Consider the following 370-nt stretch of genomic DNA (forward strand, 5'->3'; position numbering starts at 1 on the left):
TGTTGCCACCCTCGACGAAGTCGTAACGCGTGGTCTCCGTCGCGTTCGTGAAATACCGGTCCTGTGTCTTGAAGCCGTTGGCGGCGAACGTCGCGTACTCGGTGAGCTGGCCGTTCGGGCCGAACAGCGAGACATTCTGCGAGCCGTCCACATGGAACTCGTACTTGGTGGTGTTGCCACCCTCCACGAAGTCGTACCGCGTGGTCTCCGTCGCGTTCGTGAAATACCGGTCCTGTGTCTTGAAGCCGTTGGCGGCGAACGTCGCGTACTCGGTGAGCTGGCCGTTCGGGCCGAACAGCGAGACATTCTGCGTGCCGTCCACATGGAACTCGTACTTGGTGGTGTTGCCACCCTCCACGAAGTCGTAACG

Annotated in this window: 1 protein-coding gene; it reads right to left on the bottom strand. The window is 60.8% G+C overall.

Translation table 11 applies throughout. The features are described from left to right. Positions 1-370, bottom strand: a 370-nt coding sequence (locus tag AB3X94_RS41975) for a hypothetical protein (RefSeq protein ID WP_368614485.1), incomplete at both ends; no start/stop codon positions are given.

Source organism: Paraburkholderia sp. BR10923 (assembly GCF_040948765.1).
Taxonomy (GTDB): Bacteria; Pseudomonadota; Gammaproteobacteria; order Burkholderiales; family Burkholderiaceae; genus Paraburkholderia; species Paraburkholderia youngii.